The following is a 17,838-nucleotide window of genomic DNA, read 5'->3' as shown; positions in this document are numbered from 1 at the left end:
ATTTTTTATCCCCTATTGCAGATATTTGACCATCCATTCGATCCAGCGCCGGTAAACATCGGTGGTGCGTACAATATCATGCGGGAAATGGGTATTCACCGGATAAACATAAAATTCAGTGGTAACTCCATTATCGCGCAAAGCATGGAACATCTCGTAACTGTTCACAATAGGTACGTTAGGATCGCCGGCATCGCCCATAATGAGTGTGGGCGCTTTGACTTTTGTGGCAAATTCAATGGGTGACTGTTCGCGCCAGATTTTCCAGTATTTTTTTACCCAGGGAGAACCTCCGAAGAAATACAAATCTCCTTTTTGGTAATAAGCAATGGTGTAATCCATCACCCAGTCGTTCAACGCAGCGCCTGATACGGCAGCTTTCCAAACATCCGGGTAGTTGCCGATAAGCCAGGAAGTCATATATCCGCCGTACGACCAGCCGGTAACGCCAATTTTTGTTTTGTCGATGAATCCTTTTTCAAGTACTTTTTTCAGTCCGGCCATGACATCTTCTCCGGGGCCTTTTCCGGTATTGCGATAAATGGCGTGTTGATAAGCATCGCCCAGGTTAATGCTTCCGCGATAGTTCGGCTGGAAGATAAAAAAACCACGAGCAGCCAGCAATTGTACCAGAGGAGAAAAGCGTAGCGTGGATGCTCCCTCCGGTCCGCCATGAATGACCAGTACCAGTGGATATTTTTTCCCTTTTTCAAAATGAACAGGGTAAGTAAGTACGCCGTCTTCATGAAAACCATCCAGTTTCCAATCGATACTTTCATTTTTGGCCAGAGAAAGCGAATCGACAAAAGCATTCAGGTTGGTCAGTCTTTCCGGCTTGTCATTCACCGATTTCATGACATATAATTCCGAAGGGTGAGAAGGCGTGTTTGCTGTAAAAGCCAGCGTTCCGTTTGGAGCAACCGAAGCTTTTCCGGTAAGAAAAATATCTGGAAAAGAAATAAGGACTGCTTTTCCGTTTACCGGTTGTTTCCACATGACTTCTCGGGTTCCTTTTTCAGCAAACAGCAATAGGTTTTTTCCATCGGGGAGCCAGATAAAACGGTTGATATTGCGGGCTAAACCGGCAGTGGCATCGGTAATTTTTCCGTTTTGTTTTATATAAACCGCAAAACCGTTATTTTGGTCACCGTGGCGCGGACGCATAAAAGCCAGTGTATGGTTACCGGGAGCAAAAGCCGGATGGGTTGCGCCTTCTTCTTCGACAATGGTGGTTATCTTACCGCTTTTTACATCTACTTTTCCCAGAACCGAATGCCAGGCATTTCCTTCCCACACATCAGGATAACGGCAAAATACAATACTTTTTCCGTCGGCTGTCCAGGCCGGGTTAGACATGGATCCCTGATCGGTACCCAAACTCCATGATCCGTGTGTAAGTTGCCGGGCTTTGCCTCCTTCTGAGGAAATTACCCACAGATGCCAGGGTTGTACTGCTTTGCGAACCATGTAATTGTTGTCTGTAACCCGGAAAGCATCTTCATGATGTTTGATGGCTTTTGGATTAGGAACGGTATCCTGGGCAATGAAAGCAAATTGCTTTCCGTCCGGGCTCCAGGCGTATGAATCGACACCGGTTTTGGAACGGGTAACACAAACAGCATCACCTCCGTTCATGGGCATTACAAAGAGTTGTGTTTCTTTTGTTGCCGGATCTTTGGCCAGAAAAGCCAGTTTTTTTCCGTCGGGTGACCAACGCAGTTGCGAGAGCTTTTCGCGATGAAATGTAAGCTGCCGCATGGCTTTTGTCCGGATATTTACCAGCCGGATAGCTTGTTGTGTTTTGTCTTCCTTCCAGTCGGGTTTAGAAGTGATAAAAGCCACTTTGTTTCCGTCAGGTGAGATGCGGGGTGATGAAATACGCACCAGCTTGCGCAGATCTTTCAGCTGAAAGGTTTTTGATGTTTTGGTTTGTGAAAAAAGAAAAGAGGGGATTGCGAAAAAAAATAAAATCGCAACATGGGAAAAATGTTTTTTCATCATTATTCTTTTTGATTTTGTCATGGAAAGTCCATGATGTTGGTTTTCAATTAAAAAATGGTTCTGCTGCTCTTTTTGCAGGATGATTTAATCTCTCCTACGAAAAGCCAGAATGCCAAAGGCGAAAGGAATTGTTACAGCCACCTGAATAACAATTGGATGTGGCAAGAGACTTTTATCTTCCGTCTTCTGACTTCCAGCTGAATTTGCAACAGTAACCCCAAACAAACAATTATAAGAACGTTTAAAATCTTATTCTTCGGTTTCTTCCTGAAACCGGATATCTTTTACGCGTAGCTGCAACGAAGTTTGCCCGAGCCAGGTGTTTTCATCCAGATGATAGCAAAGGCTGAAAGATTTGCCTTGTTTCATTTTTTCGCAATGTTCACCCATGTTAAACGCAATGGCTTTCAGTGGGTTGCCTGAATGATCCCGGTGTACGACCTCGAATTTCAGGTGGCGGGCTTCACCGTTTCTTCCTACCGTCTTGGCGTAGCCGGTGTCGATCAGATGATGCGAAACAAACAAAGGCGACATGTTGCCCGGTCCGAACGGCGCAAATTGCTTCAGAATCCGGTAGAATTTGGAGTTGATATCACTTAAGAACAGTTCTTCATCAATTTCTATTTCAGGAATCAGCATTTCGTCGGTTAGGTTTTTTTCGGCATAGGCTTCAAACTCTTCAAGGAAGGCATCCAGATTTTCAGGTTTCATAGCCAGTCCGGCAGCGTAAGTATGTCCGCCAAAGTGAGCCAACAGATGGCTGCACGAATCAATGGCATCGTAAATATCAAAACCTTTTACCGAACGGGCCGATCCGGTAATTAAACCGTCGGCCAGCGTGAGTACGATGGTGGGTTTGTAAAAATGCTCGATAAGCCGCGAAGCGACAATGCCAATAACTCCTTTGTGCCATTCTTCTTTAAAAAGAACAGTGGTTTTTTTCTTTTTTAGTTTTTCGCTGGCATTGATCATATCGATGGCTTCCTGGGTAATGCTGCTGTCAAGATCACGCCGTGTCGAATTAAGGACGTTGATCTCGCCACCCAGTTTTTCGGCATATTCTTCATGATTGCTGATAAGCAGCCGTACCGAGTCGGTGGCATCTTTAATTCTTCCGGCGGCATTGATGCGCGGACCTACCACAAAAACCAGATCGCTGATGGTGATTTCACGATTAAAAACGGTTTTTACTTTTGGCGTTTTTTCAGTTACCTTTTCAAATCCGGAGGACTTTAAAATGGAATAAACTCCCGGACGAGGTTGGGTATTAATTTGTTGGAGACCGTAGTAAGCAAGGATGCGGTTTTCGCCGGTAATAGGAACAATGTCGGCTGCAATGCTGATTGCCAGCAAATCAAGACCGGCAAAAACTTTTTTATCCGAAATGCGAAGTTTGGAAGCGAGAGCCTGGGTTAGTTTAAAACCCACGCCGGCACCGGAAAGTTCTTTGTAAGGATAAGGACAGTCCGGACGTTTGGGATCTAAAACAGCTACCGCTTCCGGAATCGTTTCTCCGGGCCGGTGATGATCACCGATAATAAAATCAATTCCTTTTTCACTGGCATATTTTACTTTATCAATGGCTTTGATTCCGCAATCAAGAGCAATAATCAGTTTTACGTCATGTTCGGCAGCCGTATCAATTCCTTTAATGGAAATGCCATATCCCTCAAGATAACGATCGGGGATATAAAACTCGATTCGTTTATGAATGTTTTTTAAGAATGAATAAACCAGCGAAACAGCGGTGGTTCCGTCCACATCATAATCACCATAGACCATGATGTTTTCGTTGCGCGAGATGGCCTGCAGAATTCTGTCCACCGCTTTGTCCATGTCTTTCATTAAAAAAGGGTCGTGAAGGGCATCCAGCGAAGGCCTGAAAAAAGATTTGGCTTCGTCAAAAGTGGTAACCCCGCGTTGAACCAGTAAATTGGTCAGCTTCGGACTGATGTCCAGCGCTTCTGCCAAGCGCATAACCATCTGCCTGTCAGCTTCTTCTTTTACTACCCAACGTTTTTCCATGAAAGCTTTTTTTAGCTTGTAAAGATAAGGATTTAATGAGAGTAATTGACGGGTTGCCCTGTTTTTATGGGCCGTTAAACGGTATAAATCGGCTTCAAATATTTGACAGTGTGTGATTTTGAAAGTGAAAAAGAAAAAATTTCAACCGGCTTATTCAAATACGGGCTGAAAATACGAGCGGGGATTATGTTGTTATAAACCGGTTATTTCTGTTTGTTTTTGAATTTGATTCGGCGTTATTTCACTACCTTTGCCTCGCTTATTTCAAAAAAAACCGCAAACCAATGGACACAAATATTCTTGTTATCGGCAGTTCGGGTCAAATCGGTTCGGAACTGGTGATGGCCCTGCGCAAAATTTATGGTAATCATCATGTTTTTGCTACCGACATTAAACAACCCACCGACGAAATCCGGCGTTCAGGCCCTTTTCAGATCCTGGATGTACTGGACTTTAATAACCTGATTCATTTTTTGGTACGATTTAAGATCACCGAAATTTATAATCTGGCGGCGGTGCTTTCGGGCAACGCTGAGAAAATTCCGTTGCAGGCCTGGGATATCAACATGAAAGCGCTCATGAATACCCTGGAAGCAGCCCGCGAAACCGGAGCAAAAAAGATCTTTTGGCCCAGCTCCATTGCTGTTTTCGGCCCGACAACCCCGCGTCATAATACACCGCAACTTACGGTGATGGAGCCCAATACGGTTTATGGAATTTCCAAACTGGCCGGCGAACGCTGGGGCGAGTATTACCATAAACGTTACGGCATTGATTTTCGCAGTGTACGTTATCCGGGACTGATCAGCTATAAGACTGAACCGGGTGGCGGAACAACAGACTATGCTGTCGAAATCTTTTTTGATGCGATAAAAAAAGGCCGTTACCAGTGTTTTCTGAAAGAAGATACCGCTTTGCCGATGATGTTTATGGAAGATGCCATAAAAAATACCATCAAACTGATGCAGGCTAAACCCGAGCAGCTTTCGTTACGTTCGGCATACAACATGGCGGGAATTTCTTTTGATCCGAAACAACTGGCAGAAGAAATTAAAAAACACATTCCCGGTTTTACGATTACGTACAAACCCGATTTCCGGCAAGCGATTGCGGAAAGCTGGCCTGCCAGCATCGACGACAGCATTGCCCGTCGCGACTGGGGACTGGAAACCACTTACGATATCGAGAAACTGACCGCTATAATGCTGGAGAAAATCAGGGAAAAACTGGGACGTTAACCGGGGGCGCTAACAGCGGGTTTCAGGTGACTAAATTTGAAATCCCAAAAATCAACTTCTTTTGTCCTTCTGAGCGTAGCGAAGAATCTCTTTGACCAGCCGTGGTTATTTTAGATCCTTCACTGCACTGCGCTGCATTCATGATAACAATGAAAACATGGGTAAAACATTAAGAATCAACCAATCACCCATGGTTAACGACCAGATTAGAAATCCCGAAAAACAAAAAAGCAAATTGCAAAAAAATCACAAGCGGCCAAATACAAAACGCCCAAAACCAACTGTTTTGTCATGTTGAACGCAGTGAAGCATCTTTTTTAACAGCTTTAACAGCCGTGATTATTTTTGAGATTCTTCACTTCGCTATCGCTCCGTTCAGAACGACAACAAAAAACATGGATAGAGCAATGAAAATCATCACTCATCGTTTGGGCGTCGCTCGAACGATGAATTTCACCAATAAGATGTAGTGTAATGGAGTCCCGTAGGGACGACTTATTACTGTTAACTCTGAATTTATTCAGAGGCCAGTGTTCAACCCCGAAGGGGTTGTGGTTTCCTTGTGTTTATTTCCCTGCACTTCGTACAGGGTTATTCTGGTTTAATCCCTTCGGGATTAATTATAAACACGGACGAGATATAGTCTACTCACTTTAAGTACTTCACACTTCAAATTTTAAGTACTTCAAATGCCTAAAGTTTGAAGTGCCTAAAGTGGGAAATATCAAAAAAAAGAGCAAATGACAACTTCAAAAACCAACTGTTTTGTCATGCTGAGCAGCGCGAAGCATCTCTTTGAACAGTCGTGATTATTTTGAGATCCTTCACTTCGCTACGCTTCGTTCAGGATGACAGCGGAAATACATGTAAAATACTGAAAATCAACCAATCACCAGTGACCAATGACCAAGTTAGAAATCCCAAAAGACAAAAAATCAAATCACAAAAAATCCCAAATCCCAAAAACTAACCGGTTTGTCCTGCTAAGCAACGCGAAGCATCTCTTTGAACAGTCGTGATTATTTTGAGATCCTTCACTTCGCTACGCTGCGTTCATGATGACAATGAAAATATGGGTAAATATTGAAAATCAACCATTACCAATAACTAATGACTTTTTCCCATTCATCACTCATCATTAACATCCTCCATCCTCACATCCAAACAACCTCTGAGATCCTTCACTCCGCTGTGCTCTGTTCAGGAAGACAGTAAAAAACACAGATAAAACGCAAAAATCGACCAATCATCAATGACAAATAACTTTTCCCATTCATCGTTGACATCAAACATCCTCCATCCTCACATCCAAACAACCTCTGAGATCCTTCACTGCGCTGTGCTCCGTTCAGGATGATATTGAAAGCATGGTAAAGCGTTGAAAAATAACTACTTATCATTCGTTATTCATCGTTCATCATTTGCAGGTGGGTTGGGCATGTAAATTTGTCCTAAATTTGTCTGCCTAAACTTTTTATAACATGACAGCAGGGAAAAAGAATAAAAAGGTAGGTGTTCAGGATATTGCCGATATTTTACATGTTTCCGTTTCTACTGTTTCGCGGGCGCTGAATGATCATCCGCGGATCAGCCGCGAAATGAAAGAAAAAGTAAGACAAACCGCTTCAAGAATCGGATATTATCCCGGAATTCCCGAATTGATGCATCCTGAAAAAACCGAAGCCGTGGCGGTTTTGGTTCCTGCTTTGAAAAATGCCCTGTACCAGGAAATTGTTTCCGGAATTACCGATTATTTTAATCGGTTTGATTATCAGACTTTTGTTATAGATACAAGAGGAGATGATGAACGAACTTCCTCTTTTTTTAAAACTTTCCGGAAATATGGAATCAGCGGGATTGTGCATTTTATATCCAATCGCCATCTTCAAAATGAATTTTATTCTGTATTACAAAGAGAGAATTTTCCTGTCGTTTCGGTTTTTGAACCCGATGTTCCTGAAAATATAAGTATGGTTTTGCCTGATATGTTTCAGGGAGTTTCGAAGATTCTGGAATCGTTAAAATCTTTCCAGATTAAAAGAATCGCTCTTTTACTGGAAAACGATGATAAACCGGAAGATTTTCAACTTTTATCGGCTTTCAATTTGGCGCTTGATTTGTCCGGATTGGACAAAAGACAATCGCATGTTCACTATTTTTCACACGAAAGTCCGGATTTTGCAAAAAAAGTTATCGGATTAATGCAGAGTAAAAACCGTCCGGAAGCTCTGCTGGTAAAGGGAACCTTATCGGCAGCTACCGTGTTGCGGATTCTTGAGAAAGAAGGTTTTTCTGTACCGAAAGATTTTTTGCTTATCGCCATTGGAGTAGAGGAATTTCCCGATTTAACTTATAATTTGTCATTATTGAAAATTCCGGGTTATCAAATGGGATACCAGGCTGCCGAAATTTTACTGGAACAAATAAACAATCCTTCTTTTGAGAAAAAAGATGTTGTTTTGCCGGTAAACTTTCTTTTGAAGGGTTCGGCTATGCGAATAAAATAACGGTATATTTTTATTTTAAATAAAACTTTCGGGTTAAGTTGCCCACCTGAACTTTATATGTTCCCGAAACCGTAACTGTTTTCATCTTTCGGTTAACAAAAGATAAATCAGGCTTTTTTATGGAAAAAGAAACGGTTTTGGTTTCTCCGGGAAGAAGATTTATTTTTGAAAAACCGACCAGCCTTTTTACATCCGGTAAAATGGTTGCATTTCTGTAAAGATCACCAATGTATAATTGTACGACCTCTTTCCCTGCTCTTTTACCGGTATTGGTAATATTGACACTGATTTTTAAGGTTTTATCTTTTGATAATGTGTCGCAATTTAATCTTAATTTGCTGTATCGGAAAGTGGTGTAGCTCAATCCGAAACCAAATGGAAACTGTGGAGGACAAGTATCTATTTTTTGTTGATCGTAGGTAATGTTGTAGTTCTCTAATGAATTGGGAAACCGTGGATAGGTAAAAGGGAGTTTACCTGATGGATTTACATCACCAAATAATACATCTGCAATAGCATTTCCTCCTTGATTTCCTGGAAGATAAGCCATTATGATTCCACTCATTTTGTCTGCAAACTTACTAATTAGCCGGGGTCTTCCTTCCGTTAAAACAAGGATTACCGGTTTTCCTGTTTTGGCTAATTTTAGAGCAAAGTTTACCTGATTTTCAGGTAAATACAAATCGTTGATGTTGCCGGGCGTTTCAGCATAGGGCATTTCTCCTAAGCACAATACAATATAATCTGCTTTTTTTGCAAGGTTGGTGATATTGCTGTTGTCCAGGGGCTTGTTAAAATTGGTCCCTTTTGAATAAAATACATTTTCTTTCCCAATTTTGTTTTGAATGGCTTTTAGAATCGTTGTTTTTTTGTTGTCGAAAAAGTCTGTTTTTGTTCCTTGCCAGGTATATGTCCATCCTCCGTTTAAGGTTGCCATGGAGTTGGCTGCAAAACCGGTAACCAGAATCTTAATATGCTTTTTTTTCAGCGGTAATACCTGATTATTGTTTTTAAGCAAAGTAATGGATTCTTGTGCCGTTTTAAGATTATCCGTTTTAAACTCAGCAGATCCAAATTTTGGATAATCTTTCTCCGGATAGACAAAATCATCAAAAAGGCCCAGCTCTTCTTTAACGGTAAGAATTCGTTTAACTGCCTGGTTGATTCTGCTCATCGGAATTTGTCCTTCTTTTACCAATTCAATGAGGTATTTTGGAAAGGAATAATCAAACGGAACCATGCTCATGTCAACCCCGGCCAGTACTGCAACTTTTACGGCTTCTTTTTCTGAACGAACAAAATGGTATTTGGTATACAGGTTTTCTATGTCACCCCAGTCACTTACCGCCAGGCCTTTGAAGTGGAGTTCATTTCTCAGGATATCTGTTAGGATGTGATGATCTGCATGAACAGGAACCCCGTTAATACTGGATGAATTAATCATAAGTGTATGGGATCCGGCTTCGACAGCTGCAGAAAATGGCGGTAAAAAGTATTTGCGTAAGTAATTTTCCGGTATCCATGCCGGAGTTCTGTCTTTGCCGCTTAGTGGGAAACTATAGCCCATGTAGTGTTTCATACAGGAAGCCACATGATATTTTCCGGCAATATCTATTCCCTCATATCCTTTTACGATCGCAACAGCCATTTTAGAAGTCAGATAGGTGTCTTCTCCGAATGTTTCGTAGAGGCGTGGCCATAATGGTTGCTTACCAACGCCAAGTACAGGAGAAAAAACCCAGGGAATTCCGGCAGCCCTTGTTTCATAAGCAGTTATTTCGGCAGCTTTTTTTACCAATGCAGGATTCCAGGTTGCGGCTTGTCCAATTTCCTGAGGAAATAAAGTTGAACCTAAAATGTAATTGGAACCGTGGATGGCATCGATGCCGTATAAAACAGGAATCTTTAATCGGGTTCGATTTGTAATGCTTTGGATTTGATGTAAAATTTGATGCCAGTGTTTTCGGGAATACGCATGATTCACTACATTAAGAATGGAACCAATGTGATATTGAAGAATTGCTTTTTTTAATTTGTTTGTATCAATTTCCTGAGGGGTCTGTGGATTGTTTACTGTACCTTTACTTACAACGGCAAGGGTAATTTGGGTCATTTGCCCCACTTTTTCTTCAAGGGTCATGCCTGCTATGATTTTATCTATTTTCTCCTCTTTTGTGCTTTTGTGTGCATTTTGGCATGAACTGGAAATAATAGAAGTCGCAATCAAGAGACTTGAAAATACAATGATAGTTTTTAACCGATTTTTAAACATACTTTAAAATTAAGAAAGAATTTGTAAAATCAAACGACAACGATTTATGAAAAAGGTTTTTCAGAAAAATGAAATAACGGGGCTGTCCAAAAATTTTGTGTTATGCTATAAGACAGCCCCATTTTCAGCTTATTATGAGAAAAAAGTGTTGCTTAATATCCTGGATTTTGGGTACATAAAGGATTCACCATTATTTCCTGTTCCGGAATCGGCAGTAAGACATTGTAGGATTTAAAACCGGCATCAGGGACAGAAAGATAGGTTCCATCTCCTCTTGGAATTTCTTTTCCTTGATTTGCCAGAACTTTTTCGGCATCTCCCCAGCGAATTAGATCCTGATAACGAACCCCTTCAAATGCTAATTCCAATCTTCTTTCGTTCTTAATGGCTTCAAATAAAGCATCACCGGAAAGATTTAAATCCGGAAGAAGAGCTCTTTTTCTTACCTGGTTAATAAGCGGTAAAGCTTTATCATCTTGTCCGGACCGGTTATATGCTTCTGCTGCCATTAACAAAACATCATCATATTCCATTATTCTCAGATTGGTACCATAATTTAATTCCGGCGTTGCCGTGGTATCTGTTTCGCTGGCATAAGAAGCGTATTTTAAGCGGATTAATCCCACGCAACTCCACGGCAGGGAATTATTCTGATCGGCGTTTCTTATTTTGCCTCCAAAGCTTTTTAGTTCGGCTTCTGTCATAATAGAAGCTTTTCTGCGTACGGTATCTCCGGCCTGGATAAATGCTTCATAGATCGTGGAGTCGGGATATCCGAAACCCCATCCTGCAAGTAAGCCGGTAGAGCCTCCTTCAAACCAACCATCTCCTCTCGGGCCACAAAGTTCCCAGTGGATGTTACTTTCTTCTATTCTTCCGTCAGGACTCCAGTAGAAATTATCCCAATTATATTTTTCATCTTTTGTATAAGAAATTTCAAACAACGATTCTTTTCCGAATTCATTATTAATTCTTAACCGGTCAGCATAATTGGGAATCAGACCGTATTGTTGTGAGTCGATAACCAGTTGAAATTCTTTTGCAGCCTCTGCATATTTCTTTTGATAAAGTAAAGATTTTCCAAGAAAAGCTTCGGCAAAACCCTTTGAAACCCTTGCGGGATATTCTTCTTCGCTTTTTAAGGGTAAGTCGGGTATTGCTTCTTCCAGGTCTTTATCTATTTGGGCCCAAATGTCGCTTACTTCTGCCCGGGGTTGATTATACTCCGAAGGAGAGGAGGCTGGTTTCGTTACCAAAGGTACCTTTCCCCAAAGGGTGACAAGGTCAAAATAATACATGGCCCTTAGTGTTTTGGCTTCGGCAATAATGCGTTTTTTAACGGCATCATCCGGTTTTACGTTTTGTATAACCAGGTTAGCTCTGTAAATACCCTGATAAGAAAACTGGAAAAGCCACGAAATTACCGGGTTTGATGCTCCAAAACGAAATTCATTTATTTCTTCGTAATCGGGCTGGTCACCTCTTCCGCCGCCTCCGGTGTAAACCTCGTCTGACAAAAGGGTTTTTAACATCCACATGCTGCTCCAGGGTCTGGCATTAAGGGATTGGAAAATGTCATATACAGCCATCAAAGCACCTTCTGCCTGTTGGTCTGTTTTATAAAACTCATCCATTGGAATTTTTCCTTCCGGAGTGGTGTCAAGAAAGTCTTTTTGACAACCGGAAAGGATGAACACGAATAGTGCGGTTAATATTATATTTTTAAAAACTTTTGTTTTCATTTTTCAAATTTTTTATTGTTTTATAAAGAAAAAGAAGTACCAATCATAACTGAACGAGACATAGGATAAGTTCCGTGATCTATTCCGTAGTTGTTGTTTTCACCATTGTTTGTACCCACCTGAGGGGTGAGACCGGGATAGCTTGTAATCATGAAAAAGTCATTTAATGAAATATAAACACGGAATGAAGAAAACCTCATTTTCTTTAACAATTGAGGAGGAAGATTGTACCCTAATTGAATTTGCTGAATACTTAAATACGATGCATCAAAGACCAAAATATCGCTATTCCATGTTTTGGGATCTGCTCCTGCTTTTGGCATTGTTCCGTTAGGATTTTCCGGAGTCCACCGATCGGTATAAAAACAAGTGGGCATGTTCATTGTCGGGACATCCGGTCTTATCCAACCCATTAAAACCTTGTTTCCTGCTGCCCCTTCAAAAATTACAGAAAGAGAAAGTTGTTTATACGATACATTGAAATTGCCGCCATATAATATTTTCGGAATGGGGCTTCCAATATATGTTTTATCGCTCGAATTGATAACCCCGTCTCCATTAACATCAACAAAGTTGGGATCTCCGGTTTCTTTGTTAATGCCGTCTGTTTTATAACCGTAAAAGTACCAGACAGGATAACCTTTGCTAAATACCGTGGCCGTCCATCCCGTTCCGACCTGAGCCCCGTAAAGTCTGTGAAGCTGTGGATTAAGGTAGGTTACTTCGTTGTGCAGAGTTGATAAATTGACGTTTAAATTATACTTAAAGTTTCCGTTTCTTGAACGGTTATGGTAGCCCAAATCAAATTCAAATCCCCGGTTAAGAACATCCCCGGCATTTATTGGAGCTGCGTTATTCCCCGCTTCGAAAGGAGGCGTGTTTTGTGTTATTAATCCGCTGGTAACTTTTCGGTAATAGTCAAAAGTAAAGGTTAAATGGTCATTTAATGCATGTAAGTCTAAACCAATGTCTGTTTGAATACTTTTTTCCCATTTTAAATCTGGGTTTGGTAATTGGGAGGGTTCATAAACCGTAACAAAATGGCTGTCGGTAAGTGGGTAACGCATGGTTATTCCCCAGTAAGTTGAACGGATAAAAGAGGCGTAGCTATATCCGCCCAGGTTTGAGAGGCTCCCGTTTTTCCCCCAGCTGGCTCTTAATTTCAGGAAACTGATTCCTTTTTCTTTTTTGGGGAAGAAATTTTCATTGGATATAACCCATCCACCGGAAACAGCAGGGAAATTACCCCATCTTCCGTCTTTAGGTAATTGAGACAATCCGGCACCATCCCGGCGGAAACTGGCTTCAAACAAATATTTGTTTTTAAAACTGTAGTTTATTCTGCCAAAGTAAGAGAGTAATTTTTGTTCGTCAAAAGATCCGTTTACCTGGTCATTTTCCTGAGTGCTGATATAATTCAACCGGGCAAACGAAGGAAGTTCCATGGTCATTGGTCCGCCTTGGGCCCCGAGGAAATAATGGGTATCGTCTCTTGCGGAGGTACCTAAAACAATATTGAACGAATGCGAACCGATTCTTCTTTTATAAGAAGCAAAATTGTCCCACATCCAGGATTGCCATTTATCGGCACTGGTTGAAACAATAGTCATGCCGTTGTTATTTGTTGAGCTATAGTAATAGGTAGGAGACCAACTGTGCCAATCTCCAAAGGTTAAATTAAGGCTTGCTCTGCTGGTAAACTTTAATCCTTTTATTGGAGATACTTCCATATAAACCATTCCTAAAAAGTCGTTTTCTTTATACTCTCCATTGGTAATGGCCAGCTTAACAAAAGGGTTCATTATTTCTTGCCGTACATATTGCGAAATACCATAATAATTCCCATCGGGAGATTTAACAAGTTTCTTCCCGGAGTTTATTAGGTCTTGAACAAATGAAGGGATGGTATTTGTGTATTCAACCGGTGTTGCCGGATCCATCATTAAAGCATCGCTGACGACCCCGCCAAATTCTCCGCTGGCTTCGTTAATGGCTCCGTGTTTAATTTTGGAATACATGATTGTATTTCCAACTTTCAACCATTTTTTTATGTGATGATCAGAGGTTTCGGTAAGGTTCAGTCTTTTATAATAATCGTGTGGCCCGTATACTATACCATCTTGATCGAGGTAAGAGAGCGACAAGTAATAATTTGTTTTCTGATTTCCGCCGGAAAAAGCAAGGTGGTGTTTTTGCATGGGCGCTACCGTGAACAATGCATTTTGCCAATCGGTGTTGTATGTTTGGTCCACATCGGGGATTCTGTCTGCTTCTTTCATGTAAGTTGCATATTCGGAAGTATTAAGAAGATCCATTTTTTTTCTGAGCGACTGCCATGAATATTGAAAATCATAACTGATCTTACTTTTCCCGGCCTGACCTTTTTTGGTAGTAATAATCACGACACCATTACCGCCTTCTGCTCCGTAAATAGCCGATGAAGCGGCATCTTTTAATACCTGAATACTTTTTATGTCGTTGGGGTTTAGGTTATTGATGGAGGTGCGAACGCCATCTACAATATAAATAGGAGAACTGTTGTTATTGGAAGAGAAACCGCGGATTCTGACCCGGATAGGAGAGCCGGGAGAACCGGAATTACTAATAACCTGTACGCCGGGAGCATATTGAAGGGCTTGAGCCGCTTGTGTGATGGCGGTTCCTTTGATGTCTTTCCCTCCAATACTGGAAATAGCTCCGGTTACCAGTTTCTTTTTCTGAACACCATAACCAATAACAACCAGCTCGTTTAAGTTTACATTGGCCGGTTTAAGTTTTACATTAATAACCTTTTGGTTGTTAATGGGAACTTCTTTTGACTGGAATCCAATGTATGAAAAAACCAGAATACCGGTTTTGGGAACAGAAAGAGAATAATGTCCCTGTAAATCGGTTACCGTGCCTGTAGTCGTTCCTTTTAACAAAACACTGACACCGGGAAGCTCTGTTCCGTCGGTGGCTGATTTTACTGTTCCTTGAACAGTAATTTGTGCTAACAACGACAAATTTAGCACAAGCAATGAAATAAAGAATAGAAATTTTTTCATAACAAATAAATTTGATTATTAAAAATGTTAAGAAATATTCAAAATTTATGCGCACAAATATAATTAATAAAATAATCAATGCAAATTTTTTCACATAGCAAATTTTTTGGAACAAAAATTTGTTTTGAATTATAAAAAACGTTAAAAATTTATTATTTGTTGTTTTATAGTGTGTTAAGTAGTTAACATCAATTTTTAATTTAATGTATAGAATAGATGTTGTGGCGTATAATTTATTTTGTGTCTAAATAAGGATGGTTTTATACTGTTTATAGTGTGTAGTTTTTTATAAAAATATATTTTTTTGTGCAACTTTTTGCGCTAAATAAAAAATTTAATTATTTTTGCAGGAGTCTCAGATGTTCAATTTAATTGGAAATCAAAATCAGTATCATGAACTATTTACGTAAATTTTTTTGGTCTGTGCTCTTTTTGGGCTCTGTTCTTGCGTTTTCTTCCTGTAGCCAGCAGGCTTCTGTAAAACACTTTGAAAAAGCATTAAAAAACAATTGGACAGTTTTTAATGCGAACAGGGTACAAGCCAATGGCGCACAGATCAGTTCGGAAAACTTTAAAGGACAAACGGCTTATCCGGCAACAGTTCCTGCCACGGTATTACACGTATTGGTAGAAAACGGTGTGTACAAAAATATTTTCAGGGATATGAACCTGAAAAAAATTCCTGTTGAACAATTTCATTCGCCGTGGTGGTACCGTACAACGTTTACGTTAAATCGACTTCCGCAGACGTTGCTGCTTCGTTTTAATGGAATTAATTACAGGGCTGATATTTGGCTCAACGGAAAAAAAATTGCTTCGAAAAATAAAATTGTCAATCCTTTTCGCCAGTTTACCTTGAATATTTCTAAAGCGGTAAAAGAAGGAAAAAATATTTTGGCGGTAAAAGTATATCCGCCGCAGCCTGGCGATTTTACCATTGGCTTTGTCGATTGGAATCCGCCGGCTCCTGATCAAAATATGGGAATCATCCGCGGAGTTTACCTTGAAGCTTGTACCGAAACCGGATTGTCAGAACCTTTTGTGGTCAGCACCCTTTCGTCTGATTTGTCCGAAGCAAAATTAACCGCATCGGTGCGTGTGACCAACTATACCCGCGTAGAACAGTTTGGCAAAGTCTTTTTAAAAATAAATGGAGAAACCTTTTCTAGGCCGGTTACTTTAATTTCCGGAGAAACCAAAACGGTTGTTTTCTCTCCGGAAGAATTTCCCGGACTCATTATAAAACATCCCAAACTGTGGTGGCCACATACTTTGGGAACACCATATTTATATCATGCCGTGTTTACTTTTTCAAATGCGGGCAAGGTGTCCGACCAGAAACAAACGGCTTTCGGAATTCGTACGGTTTCTGATTTTTACACCCGTAAAGGTTTCCGGGGATTTAAAATCAACGGAAAGAAAATCCTGATTCGCGGTGGCGGCTGGGTAGACAAGTTGTTGCTGAACGATACTCCGCAGAGTTATCGTAACCAGCTGGAATACGTGAAAAATATGAACCTGAATACCATCCGGCTGGAGGGTTTCTGGGGAAATAGCCCGGAAATTTATTCGCTTTGCGACAGCCTTGGAATTATGATCATGGCCGGCTGGAGCTGTCAGTGGGAGTGGGAAAACCTGGTGAAAAAGAAATGTGATCCGAAATATGGTGGCATTTTAACCCCTTCTGAAATGGATATGATGTCTGATGCCTGGAAAGATCAGATCGTTTGGCTCAGGAATCATCCGTCCATTTTTGCCTGGCTGGGCGGCAGCGATAAGATGCCCAAGCCGGAATTGGAAAAAAAATATTTGAATATTTTGAAACAGTACGATTCCACCAGGGTGTATCTGCCTTCGGCTAAAGAATGGACCTCCACAGTCGGGCCGTCTGCCGTGAAAATGCGCGGGCCTTATGCTTATGTACCACCGGTATACTGGTTTCAGGATACGCTTTATGGCGGGGCTTACGGTTTTAATACCGAAACGGGTCCCGGTGCACAAATTCCGCCTTTGCAAAGCATCAAAAAAATGCTTTCACCACAAAATCAATGGCCTGTGGACAGCGTGTGGAATTATCATTGCGGACGGCACGCTTTCAGTAAACTCAACCGCTACATTAAAGCGTTGGAAGAAAGATACGGAAAACCGTCTTCGCTGGCCGATTTTACCAAAAAAGCACAAGTGCTGAATTATGAACTGATGCGCCCCATGTTCGAGGCATTTTCAGCTTATCGCTATAAGGCAACCGGTGTAATTCAATGGATGCTGAATTCTTCGTGGCCCGAAATGTACTGGCAGCTGTACGATTATTACCTGAATCCTAACGGCGCTTATTACGGTGCCCAAAAAGCCTCGCAACCGTATCATCCGGTTTACGACTACGCCCAGCACAGCATTTACGTGGTGAATGACCGGTTGAATGATAAAAATGGATGTACGCTGAAAATCAGAGTATATAACGATCGTTCTCAACTGAAATTTGAAAAAGAAATTCCGGTGGACCTGAAAGCGAACAGTAGCCGGAAAGTTTATACTCTGCCTGAGAAAAACTGGGGTTCGACGGTTTATTTTCTTGATTTGCGACTGTTCAACGCAAAAAAACAGGAGATAGACAACAATTTTTATTGGCTTTCTGCCAAAAAAGACATTTTGAACTACAAAAAAAGCAACTGGTACGAAACCCCCACGATTCAGTATGCTGATTTTAAAGCGCTGAATCGTCTTCCGAAAGTAAAACCGGAAGCAAGTATCGTAAAAAAAGCCGCCGGGAAGAACGATATGATTTTTACGGTCCGGCTGAAAAACAACAGTCCGTACATTGCTTTCTTTGTTCATGCCGATATGGTAAACAAAACCAACGGACAAACCATTCTTCCGGTGTTCTGGTCGGATAATGATGTTTCGTTGTTACCCGGTGAAACCCGTTTATTAACGGTAAGAATTCATCACCGCGATTTAAAAAATAAAGAACCGGAACTGGTAGTAAAAGCTTATAACGAATAAGAT

8 protein-coding genes are annotated in these 17,838 nt (G+C 41.0%); 3 read left to right on the top strand and 5 right to left on the bottom strand.

Features of this window, described 5'->3' with window-relative positions; genetic code table 11:
* Nucleotides 1–12 precede the first annotated feature (12 nt).
* Together LA303_RS00735 and recJ are read right to left on the bottom strand one after the other, a co-directional pair.
* Nucleotides 13–1,998 carry a S9 family peptidase gene (locus LA303_RS00735; RefSeq protein WP_240526031.1) on the bottom strand — a complete coding sequence of 662 codons (1,986 nt, stop codon included), beginning with the start codon at nt 1,996–1,998 and terminating at the stop codon, nt 13–15.
* 252 nt (nt 1,999–2,250) lie between these two features.
* Complete coding sequence (gene recJ / locus LA303_RS00730) at nt 2,251–4,026, bottom strand: single-stranded-DNA-specific exonuclease RecJ (RefSeq protein WP_240526030.1); 1,776 nt, start codon at nt 4,024–4,026, stop codon at nt 2,251–2,253.
* Nucleotides 4,027–4,310: 284 nt separating this feature from the next.
* On the opposite strand from recJ, the gene LA303_RS00725 reads away from it, so the two are divergent.
* Together LA303_RS00725 and LA303_RS00720 are read left to right on the top strand one after the other, a co-directional pair.
* On the top strand, nt 4,311–5,264 hold the full coding sequence (locus tag LA303_RS00725; protein ID WP_240526029.1) for an NAD-dependent epimerase/dehydratase family protein: 954 nt from the start codon (nt 4,311–4,313) through the stop codon (nt 5,262–5,264).
* A gap of 1,481 nt (nt 5,265–6,745) precedes the next feature.
* Nucleotides 6,746–7,771 (top strand): LacI family DNA-binding transcriptional regulator, encoded by a 1,026-nt coding sequence (locus tag LA303_RS00720; RefSeq protein WP_240526028.1) that lies wholly within the window; start codon nt 6,746–6,748, stop codon nt 7,769–7,771.
* A gap of 10 nt (nt 7,772–7,781) precedes the next feature.
* Here the strand turns inward: LA303_RS00720 and LA303_RS00715 are convergent, their stop codons facing one another.
* From LA303_RS00715 to LA303_RS00705, 3 genes are all read right to left on the bottom strand, one after another.
* Entirely contained in the window at nt 7,782–9,911 is a 2,130-nt protein-coding gene (locus LA303_RS00715) for a glycoside hydrolase family 3 N-terminal domain-containing protein (RefSeq protein WP_240526027.1), read from the bottom strand.
* A gap of 284 nt (nt 9,912–10,195) precedes the next feature.
* Nucleotides 10,196–11,785: a RagB/SusD family nutrient uptake outer membrane protein gene (locus LA303_RS00710; RefSeq protein ID WP_240526026.1), complete on the bottom strand. Its 1,590-nt coding sequence runs from the start codon at nt 11,783–11,785 to the stop codon at nt 10,196–10,198.
* 20 nt (nt 11,786–11,805) lie between these two features.
* Nucleotides 11,806–14,832: a SusC/RagA family TonB-linked outer membrane protein gene (locus LA303_RS00705; protein ID WP_240526025.1), complete on the bottom strand. Its 3,027-nt coding sequence runs from the start codon at nt 14,830–14,832 to the stop codon at nt 11,806–11,808.
* Nucleotides 14,833–15,225: 393 nt separating this feature from the next.
* Between LA303_RS00705 and LA303_RS00700 the strand changes: the two genes are divergently transcribed.
* Complete coding sequence (locus tag LA303_RS00700) at nt 15,226–17,835, top strand: glycosyl hydrolase 2 galactose-binding domain-containing protein (protein ID WP_240526024.1); 2,610 nt, start codon at nt 15,226–15,228, stop codon at nt 17,833–17,835.
* Nucleotides 17,836–17,838 lie beyond the last annotated feature (3 nt).

Origin of the sequence: Candidatus Sulfidibacterium hydrothermale (assembly GCF_020149915.1) — a bacterium.
GTDB lineage: Bacteria > Bacteroidota > Bacteroidia > Bacteroidales > F082 > Sulfidibacterium > Sulfidibacterium hydrothermale.
The sequence above is the reverse complement of the archived record's forward strand: the minus strand, read 5'-3'. Positions and strand labels throughout refer to the sequence as shown.